Below are 10,259 nucleotides of genomic sequence, written 5' to 3'. Positions count from 1 at the left end.
TATCTTAAGTCCAGAGGATTGGTTCGCGATAGCTGGTCGCGAACCAATCCCCTTTTCCACATCCCGTGAAAAGTCAGTTCTCTGCCAGTCCTTCTAATAAAGCTCTACGGGTGTCAGGACGACTCCAAATTGCTCTTAATTCGTCTTCATCTGTGAATAGTTCAGGAATTTCACCAAAGAGACGTTGCACAAATTCTGCGGCGCTCATAGGTTTACCGTCTGGACTCCAGAAGCTGGTGGATATTCGGTGCTGGAGAGTTCGTTCTTTACCATCGGCGAGTTTGATTTTGATGGTTTTGGGGTTGGGAACTTCTGCAATTTCGTTTCTATTTTTGCCTCTATTTATACCACCATCTGTTATGGAGTCGTTGTATGCACCTGATTGCTCTCCGCCTCTGGCAATTTTGACGAGAACAGGTTCTTGGGGTTCGCCATCCCATTCAGGATCGTTGAAGTGTTCATAGGCTTGGACAAAATCATAAATAGTAAAGTAGTCTTTCCCTTCAAATAGGCGAGTACCACGACCGATTATTTGCTTAAATTCAATCATCGAGTTGATGGGACGCATCAGCACAATGTTACGAACATTCCGGGCATCAACCCCAGTGGAAAGCTTTTGGGAGGTGGTGAGAATGGTGGGGATAGTTTTCTCGTTGTCTTGAAAGTTGCTGAGGTGCTGTTCTCCCAGTTTCCCATCATCGGCGGTGACGCGGACACAGTAATTAGGGTCACTGCTAATCTTCATTTGGTTGATTAAATTCCGCACAGCTAGAGCGTGGGGTTGGTTGGCACAAAACACCAGAGTTTTTTGATTCTGGTCGATTTCTTCCATGAACAACTGCACCCGATAGCGTTCGCGATCGCTAATTTCAATGATGCGGTTGAAGTCAGCTTCAGTGTAGGTTCTGGCTTCGTCTACTGCACCTTCGATGAGTTCATCTTCGGTGCTGTAAATATATTCATCTAGGTTAGTTTCGATTTGCCTGACTTTAAAGGGAGTAAGAAACCCGTCGTTAATGCCGTCTTTGAGGGCGTAGGTATAGACTGGCTCGCCGAAGTATGCGTAGGTGTCTGCGTTATATTTTCGTTTAGGAGTGGCGGTGAGTCCCAGTTGTACTGCTGGGGAGAAGTATTCTAAAATGCCCCGCCAGGTGCTTTCGTCACTGCCTCCGCCTCGGTGACATTCATCAATGATGATAAAGTCAAAGAAGTCGGGGGGATAGTCGCTGAATTTGGGCGTATGATTGCCAGCGTCGTCCCGTCCAGTCATAAAAGTCTGGAAAATCGTAAAAAAGATACTGCCATTTTTGGGGACTCGACCCCGTTTTTTGATGGCTTCGGGGTCGATGCGGACGAGGGCATCGTCGGGGAAGGCAGAGAAAGAGTTATAGGCTTGGTTAGCTAAGATATTGCGATCGCTTAAAAACAAAATTCGCGGACGACGGGTGGGTTGTCTGCTGAGATTCCAACGGCTTTGAAAGAGTTTCCAGGCGAGTTGGAAGGCGATAAAGGTTTTACCTGTGCCTGTTGCCATTGTTAACAAAATCCGGTCTTGTCCTTGGCAGATTGCTTCTAGGACGTGCTTAATGGCATTGTGTTGATAATAACGGGCTTCCCATGTGCCGCTTTTGTCTTCAAAGGGGATGGCAGCAAAGCGATCGCGCCACTCATTATCTTCGCTAAAGGTAGCTTGCCACAATTGCTCCGGGGTGGGATATTTGATGTAGCCTTCTGCCCCTGTGTGCATATCTACTTGGTAGATTCCGATGCCATTTGTGGAGTAGGCGAATCGAGTCTGCAACTTTTCGGCGTATTTTTTGGCTTGCCCTAAACCTTCGGTATCTCGTAAGTCGCGTTTTTTCGCTTCGATGACGGCGAGTTTTTCACCGCGATAAACCAGGACATAATCGGCGATGTCTGATTGAGCGCGTTTACCATTGCCAACTAAGCGACCAGGGGCAATAACTTCGCGGCGGATGCGACTACCTTCGATAACTCCCCAGTCTGCGGCTTTTAATGCGGGGTCAATTAGTTCGGCGCGGGTTTCGGCTTCGTTCATATCTCACTCATCTCGATTTGCGTTAAAACACTTTTTTGTTGATTTTGCAAGGGTTTGAGGATTTGAGAGTGACTCACCTCGATTTGCGTTAAAACACTTTTTTGTTGATTTTGCAAGGGTTTGAGCATTTGGGAGTGGCTCATCTCGGTTTGCGTTAAAACACTTTTATGCCCAAAAAGGGAGATAGCGAGCATAGCGGGTAGAGGTTGATTCGGATTCGTCAGCCTTGATCAAGCCAGCTTCTTTAGTAGCTCCTATAATCAGAGAAACGGTTGCTACTTGCGAGTCACTTAGACGGAACCGCTCCCGTAGGGTTTGGTTAGACATTCGTTGATTGCTGACATACAGCAGACAACAATGTTGGTAGCAGGCTCGAATTCGGTCTGTTTTGCTCATATTGGCAAAATCCTGATGGGCAAACAGCACTGCTGTAGTGCGTGTGTCACCTACTCGAAAATCTGGCGCGGGTAGTTGAAACACTTCTGCTGCGTTTACAACTTTGTCAATGCCACTGCCTTTTTCTTCACATATACCGAAACGTCGCATTATGTCTGCGAGTTGTTCGTTACGGGAGCGATTTTCATCAATAAATCGCTCTACCTTAATAGGCGGAATGCCGGGATTAGATATTTCAATGCGATCGCTATACATCTCGATCGTCACTGAAGTACCTGTTGCTAGAATATCCTGATGCACCAAAGCATTAGCAATAAGTTCTCGTAAAGCCTGTTTCGGAAACATCTTTACTTCTTCCCGCACAACTTCCTCTATAAAACGATTTTGCGGTGCTGCTGAGTGGACAAAATCTACTAATCTTTCAAAGCCAACGGCATATCCTCGGTTGCCTGTCTTGTCATCGCGAGTTTCTAGTTTATTTATACCTTCAAATCACAACAACACGGGGGGCTTTACGAGCCAAGGCAGGGTAAAAGGCATCCAGTTTTTTTGCCAAAAGGATGGCAGCTAGGTTTGTGATTGTCCAACCATGTGCTGTTGGTTTGATTAAATGTTGGCTCTGCAATCGTTCTAGGACGGCATCGCGTGTAGTTGGATAGGGAATTTTTAGCAGTTCAAAGTATGTTTGGGTATCTAGGAGGGCGATTACATCGTCCGGGCTAGCGTCACATCGGGCAGGTTGGCAAAACCAATCTTGTTGATCTTCTGCAAAAATTCTCTTGAGTACATCTGGTGTCATCGGCACCAAATCTTCTCCCGCCCTCATTAAGTAGGCTCCATCAAACGCTAATGGTTGCCCAACGGGACGGGTTGGTACTTCAAAAACCAGTACTCGTCCATCAGGATGCTGCAATTCTGTAGCGTCTACCCGAAATCTGAGTTTTTCTACAATGCGAGCTTTGATATCATTGAGGTCGGTTGGGGATAGAAAAGCTTGAGAACCTACGACACGACGTGGGCGCTTATCGGTTACGCCCAAAACCAGATATCCACCACCTTCATTGGCTAAAGCCACGCAGTAACGCAATAATTTGGTTGTATCATACTGTAGCTTGGCTTCTTTGAATTCTAGCCGTTCTGTTTCTGCGGGTGCATTCAGCCAATTTTCAAGGGTTTCAAGGGTAATCATGCAGCACTTACCTCTTGAGCGACTTTTGTTGTATGGTTGGCGGTGTCTGCGGTGAGTTCTCCAGTGAAGGCTTTTTGCAGGATGGATTGTTTGAGTTCGTTGAGTGCGGCGATTTTTTGGCGATAGATGGCTTCGAGACGTTGGGTTTCGACCGCTAATTCATCAATTTTTGCAACAATAGCTTTTTGCTCTATAAAGGGAGGAAAACTCATTATGATTAATGAAAGACCCTGTTGATTAAGACTGCTAATGCTAATTCCGCCTCCACTCTCTGTTAGCTGTTTTCGTAGCTCTCTAGATTTTAAAAAGTGGACTATAAACTGAGGATAAATATCTTCTCTTTCTATACGAATTCTAATTGTGAATCCAGAGTGAGATGTTTTTTCAGAAATATCACCCGCTAGTATACAACGCCCGATTAATTCTTTATTTCCATTTGACCGAACAGTTAATATGTCTCCTTTGCGGAGTATATCTATTTCCTTTAACTCTGCATCTATTGTTACGGAATCTAATTGATCTTCATGTATCCAGAAATGGTTTTGGAAATCTTTAACCCCAACAATCTTAATTGATTCACCTTTACTGGTTTTTGTGAAGTTAAGACCATTTCTAAAAGTTGCTATATCTCCTAATTTATTCTCTTCCCACTCGTCGCTTTTCTGGATGAAGATGTCATTTAGATAGCTTTCAAATAATTGGCGGGAGTTGGCGAGGTTCTTCTTGGTGTTTGCGATCGCTCTATCAATCCCCTCAAAAGCCTCATCCAAAGTCACCACAATTACCAAAACTTTAACGAAGGTAAAACAGAAAGCTGACCTCAAAGATAAACAGCAAGCTTTTATCACTCGTCAGCAATCAATGCTAGATCGAATTAATAACCCTTTCCCTCGTCCCAGCAAGCCTAATTATCAAGGTCAACCTTCAATCCTAGTTGGCGTTAGTTTTGGTCTAAAAAAGCCAGTCACAGTAGCGGTGGTAGATGTTGTTAAAAATGAAGTTCTAGCTTATCGCAGCGTCAAACAACTACTTGGTGAAAACTACAATCTTCTCAATCGTCAGCAACAGCAACGCCTATCTCACGAACGCCACAAAGCTCAGAAACAGAATGCGCCAAACTCCTTTGGTGAATCAGAGTTAGGGCAATATATAGATAGATTAATAGCAGATGCAATTATTGCGATCGCCAAAACCTATCAAGCAGACAGCATAGTTATCCCAAAACTCCGCGATATGCGTGAGCAAATCAGTAGCGAAATCCAATCCAGAGCAGAAAAGAAATGTCCTGGTTACAAGGAAGCTCAACAAAAATATGCCAAAGAATATTGTATAAGCATTCATCGCTGGAGTTACAGTCGATTAATTGAGAGTATTAAATCCCAAGCTGCAAAAGTCGGAATTTCTACTGAAATTGGTACACAGCCAATCAAAGGTAGTCCACATGAAAAGGCGGGAAATTTAGCCGTCTTTGCTTACCAAGAACGTCAAGCTGCTTAAATTTAATTCACTAATCCGAACCTTGACAATATAATATTTTTATAACAGCGCCGCAGTTCATGCTCTTTTGAGCCAATGTACTGTGAAAAATCTGGGTTAGTTTGGCGGTTGGAAGACCGTCATGCTTTCTGACCCTGGTAGCTGCCCGCTTCTGATGCTGCTGTCGCAAGACAGGATAGGTGCGCTCCCAGCAATAAGGAGTAAGGCTTTTAGCCATAATCGTTATTCATAACGGTGTGGATTACCACAGTGGTGGCTACTGAATCACCCCCTTCGTCGGGGGAACCCTCCAAATATTTTTTTGGCGTGTCAAAGCGGGGGCAAAATCCCTGGAGTCCCGCCAAAACTTTGAAACCCTTGTGATGTCTTAATTTCAGAGACTAGTGTGCCAATTGATTTAGTTTTTTGATGCGAGACGAAAGAAGCTTTTTAAGGGATATGCCAAATTTGTATCTGAAAAGCTTTATTTGCAAGGGGTCTAGACGGCAAGGTTTCAACCACCATTCCGGCTAGGGGTGGTGTACATTCGTAATCCACCACAGGTTTCAGTCCCCGTGAGGGGATTTAGTCAATGGAAACCCCTATCTACTTGTAGAGTTTTCCACAATCTTCCAAATGTCGGTTTCAGTCCCCGTGAGGGGATTTAGTCAATGGAAACGAAATACTAAAAAGAGCTTTAAACGATGGATTGATGTTTCAGTCCCCGTGAGGGGATTTAGTCAATGGAAACCAATGGTGGGCACACAATGTTAGCGCTTCATGATGCGTGTTTCAGTCCCCGTGAGGGGATTTAGTCAATGGAAACTGTTCAAGCAATCCAGCCTAAAGTTGCACGGAACATGTTTCAGTCCCCGTGAGGGGATTTAGTCAATGGAAACTTTAGGCGTTAGCCTCATTCCCTACCCATTAGGAAGTTTCAGTCCCCGTGAGGGGATTTAGTCAATGGAAACATTCACTAGCCTTTGCCATTTTAAAGCAGTAATTGGTTTCAGTCCCCGTGAGGGGATTTAGTCAATGGAAACGGCTATTCTGAACAACCAGCAGAATGCGATCGCAGGTTTCAGTCCCCGTGAGGGGATTTAGTCAATGGAAACCTTAACCAAGATTTGATCGAAAGTTCATTCAATCAATAAATATGTTTCAGTCCCCGTGAGGGGATTTAGTCAATGGAAACCCAGACAACTTTAATGAATGGGAATTTTTACAAGAGTTTCAGTCCCCGTGAGGGGATTTAGTCAATGGAAACCGCTCGGTGCTGAAACTGTTACAGAGCAGGCTTCCTGGGAGGCTTTTTGGCAGATCGGAAAAAAAGGTCATTTTCAGCCGTCCTTATTGCAAATTATTTGCAGCTTCCTCAATTATTGAAACGCTGTAATTATTTAATTGTCTAGGTTCTGGCGATTTTGGCAGAACCCCCAGGTTTTTGACCCCGCTTCGATTTGCCAAACATCAATTTGATAACCCAATCATAAAACAATTACTTATCCTTGTCCACAAGCAAAGGTTTTCAACTATTATTTTCTTGTTTTAGGGATTTTCTGGCTAATTTCACGTAAGTTTTCACAGTCGAGATCGGCATCTCTAAATCTTCGGCGATTACCTTCAATGATTCCCCCATCTCCCGCCGCGCCAAAATCGTTGCCCAGGTAACAGCAATTTTATCTGTTCGCTCTCCTCCTGTCCGTTTGCGTTGTGCAGTAAATAATTTTATCAGTTCCTCAATTCGCTCTCCCAGCAGATTTGTTAGCAACTGTATCGATTTACTCGTTTCCTGCTCTACCCAATCCAAACGAGTTTGTCCTAGCCCAAAAGTTGTTTTATGCCCTGTGCCACAGTAAGGAGCCAACCGTACTAAAGCATAAAACAACTCACTAAATTCAAAGTTCCCTAAAGCTGCTTTTGTTAAACCTAATGAGATTGCACCTGTGAAACCTGTGACTGACCCACGCTTCCCTGCTGCCACTTTCTCTGATTCCAAACGGTGTTGATGAATAACCACCCCTTCATCTATCCATTTGAGAAAAGATTCTTGTTCTGCTGGCATCCCTGAAAAATCATTCCATCGCCGCAAATAACTATGGAAAAGGTTTTCTGGCACCGGCAAAGGGAAATGATTTCCCTTTCGACGAAAGCTTGTAGGTGAAATAAAACTTAGACTGATTGTAAAAGGTCTATTTGTGGATGATGAGAGTAGTTGTCTGTAAGTAGTTGGTGCATAGGCTATGCTCACCTGTTTTATCTCTAGAGATGCACCTTTTAAATCTAACCTTTCTGGTAGTTGAGTTAACCAGTGTTTGAGAAACTGTGCTACCCGTTGAGATAAAGCGTTCACGTGCCAGTAGTAAATTTGATTCGCTTCTAATCGTAGTTGTTTGCCACTAGCAACTAGTTGACCCGACAGCGCTGAAATATTAAAGGGTTTTTCTGACTCTCCATCATGAAGATAAGCTGAAAGGTCTGGGTCGAATTGTCTTACCTGCTCCAGAAGCCATGCGTGCAGCCCAATCGTGTACTGCGAATAAAGCAAAGCAGAAGCACTTGACTCCAGTTCAAACACTAATCCCACCAATTCTGTTTCATCTGCCCATGTCACAACAGAAGCAACAGATTTTTGCTTTGGCTTTGGTTTACGACTAGTAGATGTAGCTGCTCTTGGCATTACTAATGGCTTTAAAATAATGCTCAATATTGTACGCAATTTCCATCCTCTTTGACTTTATGATTCAATCTTTCAGTCCCCTTGCGGGGTAATAGGCTTCGGAAACTCTTCCTCAATTAAATCTGTTGTAGGCTGAACGCCGGTTTCAGTCCCCTTGCGGGGTAATAGGCTTCGGAAACCCACTGGGGGAACAGCCTGATATACCACCAGAACCACGTTTCAGTCCCCTTGCGGGGTAATAGGCTTCGGAAACTACTGGCAGTCCCTAGCTATATCAGATCAATTTGTATAGATATGTTTCAGTCCCCTTGCGGGGTAATAGGCTTCGGAAACCCTGGTTCTAGTCCTGCTGCTTGTGAGTATTTTGCTAGAGTTTCAGTCCCCTTGCGGGGTAATAGGCTTCGGAAACCGCCAATAAAGCGATTTTACCCAGGTCAGCATTTGATGTTTCAGTCCCCTTGCGGGGTAATAGGCTTCGGAAACCGCTCGGTCTGAAACTGTTACGGAGCAAGCTTCCTGGGAATGCTTTTGGCAGATCGAAAAAAAAGGTCATTTTCAGCCTGGCTTATTGCAACTAATTTGCAACTTTCTCGATTACTGAAACGCTGTAACTATTTACTTGTCAAGGTTCTGGCGATTTTGGCAGATCCCCAGGGTTTTTGACCCCGCTTCGGCTTGCCAATCATCAAGCTGATTACATAATCATAAGACTATTGTTTCCTCTTGTCGAGGAATTTCAGACCCGTATGTAATTGTTCGTTTAATTGCACCTGCATCAAGTATATACAATCGAACCGAATCCTCTTCAGGCTTAACCAGTTTTTCTATCTTGGTTTGGAGCGTAGCAAATTGTACTGCTGTTAAAAAACACTCAAAAACGCTGTATTGCGTCCATTTTCCGTAACCAGATAACATTTTATGTAGGCGAGTACGACGTTTATTTGCAGCTTTGTTATCAGGCAGATCGTAAATTATTAAATAAAACAGAGTAGTCATGGTCAGATTTTTCGATAAATGATAATTAACGTAAAGCTAAAGCTTTATATGGAATCCCTTCTTGTAAATGGCGACCCAATAGCCGCGCTTGTAATTCAATCGCTCGTCTATAAGTGCATCTGTACTCAAAAACAGGATGTTTAAATTCATCATTCATTTTGCGCTCGAATGCCTGTAAAAAAGTTTTCCTGGCAGTATCCTTTAAGCGATATGCACCTAAACTTTCGTTAAAATCGTCAGGTTGAATTTCATGTTTATGCAATACAGCTAGTACTACATTGTCAGAAATCAAAGCACGAAACTCTTCCATTAAATCCAAAACCATTGCAGGCTGACCATGATGGACTTCATGCAAATAACCAATATAAGGATCTAACCCAGCAACATGAACCGCAGCCGTTACTTGAACTCGCAACAAGCCATAGGCAAAACTGAGAAGTGAATTCACAGGATCAGTAGGCGGACGACGATTTCGACCCGTAAATGTCCATTGCTTTCCAACCATCCGTGGCCAACAGGCAAAATATTCACGTGCAGCTAGACCTTCAATTCCTCTGACCTGATCTATGGTTTTTTGGCTTTTAACAAGACTTTTACGCTCTTTAAGAGGATTATCTCGCTCATGATGACGATACAAAACCTGATATTGATTATGAATTTTGGCTACCACAATTGCTTTGACTAATTGTGACACACTCCGCACACTGAATTGGAGTACCAATTTCAGTGTGGGCTTCTCAACCAATCCGGCTATTGCTTAGGAGGCGTTGAGCTTTAAGAACCGCGTGACCGTCGGCTCTATTTTTTATATTTAACGCTGCGTTATGATCACGGTCAAGACTACATTTACAATTAGGGCAGTCGTGCCATCTTTCATGCAATTTTTTAGGAACTTTCACCCCACATCTAGAACAATCCTGTGACGTACCTGATGGATTCACTGCAATTACCAATAACCCAGCATTTTCGGCTTTGGTTGTCAGTATCGACAGGAAGCTTGACCATCCGGCATCATGCACAGACCTTGCTAGCATGGAACGAGAAAGACCTTTGACGTTTAAGTCTTCGTGAACTACAACATCATATTTATTCAGTAGATTACTGGCAGTTTTAAAGTGAAAGTCTTTGCGCTTATCAGCTACTTTTTTGTGCTGTTTAGCGACTTGCTTAATAGCTTTTTTACGCCGATTACTTCCCTTCTTGCGACGTGAAATACGCTTTTGAATGACACGCAATCGCTTCTGAGATTTACGGTAATGCTGAGGGATTGGGACAACATTGCCATCGGAAGTAGTCAAAAACTCTTTTAAACCGAGGTCAATACCCGTAATTAAATCTGGATTAAAATCAGGCTTAATAGATGGAACCGTCGTATCCTCAAGGCTTATACCAATTTAATATGAAGCTGCATAGAAAAGAGCTTCTAAAATAAAGTTATAAGAAGAGACAGATATTACCTGCTC

The 10,259-nt window shown here is 43.5% G+C and carries 7 protein-coding genes, 3 pseudogenes and 2 CRISPR repeat arrays; of the genes and pseudogenes, 1 reads left to right on the top strand and 9 read right to left on the bottom strand.

Translation table 11 applies throughout. The features are described from left to right. Positions 1 to 79: 79 nt before the first annotated feature. From hsdR to GNF10_RS31810, 5 genes and pseudogenes are all read right to left on the bottom strand, one after another. Positions 80 to 2,059, bottom strand: a pseudogene (hsdR, locus tag GNF10_RS31825) (EcoAI/FtnUII family type I restriction enzme subunit R); the annotation flags it as partial. Next, positions 2,056 to 2,202, bottom strand: coding sequence for a hypothetical protein (locus GNF10_RS31820; protein ID WP_185592223.1), 147 nt, complete (start codon positions 2,200 to 2,202; stop codon positions 2,056 to 2,058). The pseudogene hsdR and the gene GNF10_RS31820, both read right to left, overlap by 4 nt. 22 nt (positions 2,203 to 2,224) lie before the next feature. Next, complete coding sequence (locus GNF10_RS38105; RefSeq protein ID WP_221643499.1) at positions 2,225 to 2,800, bottom strand: ATP-binding protein; 576 nt, start codon at positions 2,798 to 2,800, stop codon at positions 2,225 to 2,227. Between the two features lie 142 nt (positions 2,801 to 2,942). Then, the gene (locus GNF10_RS38100) at positions 2,943 to 3,644 is read right to left on the bottom strand and encodes a helix-turn-helix domain-containing protein (protein WP_221643498.1); all 702 of its coding nucleotides are present in this window, start codon (positions 3,642 to 3,644) and stop codon (positions 2,943 to 2,945) included. Continuing rightward, a complete protein-coding gene (locus tag GNF10_RS31810; RefSeq protein ID WP_185582172.1) occupies positions 3,641 to 4,420 on the bottom strand; it encodes a restriction endonuclease subunit S in 780 nt (259 codons plus the stop codon). The genes GNF10_RS38100 and GNF10_RS31810 overlap by 4 nt, the downstream gene beginning before the upstream one ends. Here GNF10_RS31810 and cas12k point away from each other — a divergent pair. Next, positions 4,413 to 5,141 (top strand): annotated as a pseudogene (cas12k, locus tag GNF10_RS31805) (type V CRISPR-associated protein Cas12k); the annotation flags it as partial. The gene GNF10_RS31810 and the pseudogene cas12k sit on opposite strands and share 8 nt — an antisense overlap. A gap of 542 nt (positions 5,142 to 5,683) precedes the next feature. Next, positions 5,684 to 6,387: direct repeats of the CRISPR family, unit length 37 nt; unit sequence GTTTCAGTCCCCGTGAGGGGATTTAGTCAATGGAAAC. A 261-nt stretch (positions 6,388 to 6,648) separates the two neighbouring features. On the opposite strand, the gene cas6 reads toward cas12k, so the two are convergent. From cas6 to GNF10_RS31785, 4 genes and pseudogenes are all read right to left on the bottom strand, one after another. Then, positions 6,649 to 7,800: a CRISPR-associated endoribonuclease Cas6 gene (gene cas6 / locus GNF10_RS31800; protein WP_185582171.1), complete on the bottom strand. Its 1,152-nt coding sequence runs from the start codon at positions 7,798 to 7,800 to the stop codon at positions 6,649 to 6,651. A gap of 69 nt (positions 7,801 to 7,869) precedes the next feature. Continuing rightward, positions 7,870 to 8,283: direct repeats of the CRISPR family, unit length 36 nt; unit sequence TTTCAGTCCCCTTGCGGGGTAATAGGCTTCGGAAAC. A 219-nt stretch (positions 8,284 to 8,502) separates the two neighbouring features. Then, positions 8,503 to 8,796 carry a CRISPR-associated endonuclease Cas2 gene (cas2, locus tag GNF10_RS31795; RefSeq protein ID WP_163927040.1) on the bottom strand — a complete coding sequence of 98 codons (294 nt, stop codon included), beginning with the start codon at positions 8,794 to 8,796 and terminating at the stop codon, positions 8,503 to 8,505. Positions 8,797 to 8,821: 25 nt separating this feature from the next. Next, positions 8,822 to 9,517, bottom strand: a complete 696-nt coding sequence (cas1, locus tag GNF10_RS31790; protein WP_260445961.1) for a CRISPR-associated endonuclease Cas1 — start codon at positions 9,515 to 9,517, stop codon at positions 8,822 to 8,824. 16 nt (positions 9,518 to 9,533) lie between these two features. Next, positions 9,534 to 10,196, bottom strand: a pseudogene (locus tag GNF10_RS31785) (RNA-guided endonuclease InsQ/TnpB family protein); the annotation flags it as partial. Positions 10,197 to 10,259: the final 63 nt, after the last annotated feature.

It is taken from the genome of Nostoc sp. UCD121 (assembly GCF_014222285.1).
Lineage (GTDB): Bacteria > Cyanobacteriota > Cyanobacteriia > Cyanobacteriales > Nostocaceae > Nostoc.
The sequence above is the reverse complement of the archived record's forward strand: the minus strand, read 5'-3'. Positions and strand labels throughout refer to the sequence as shown.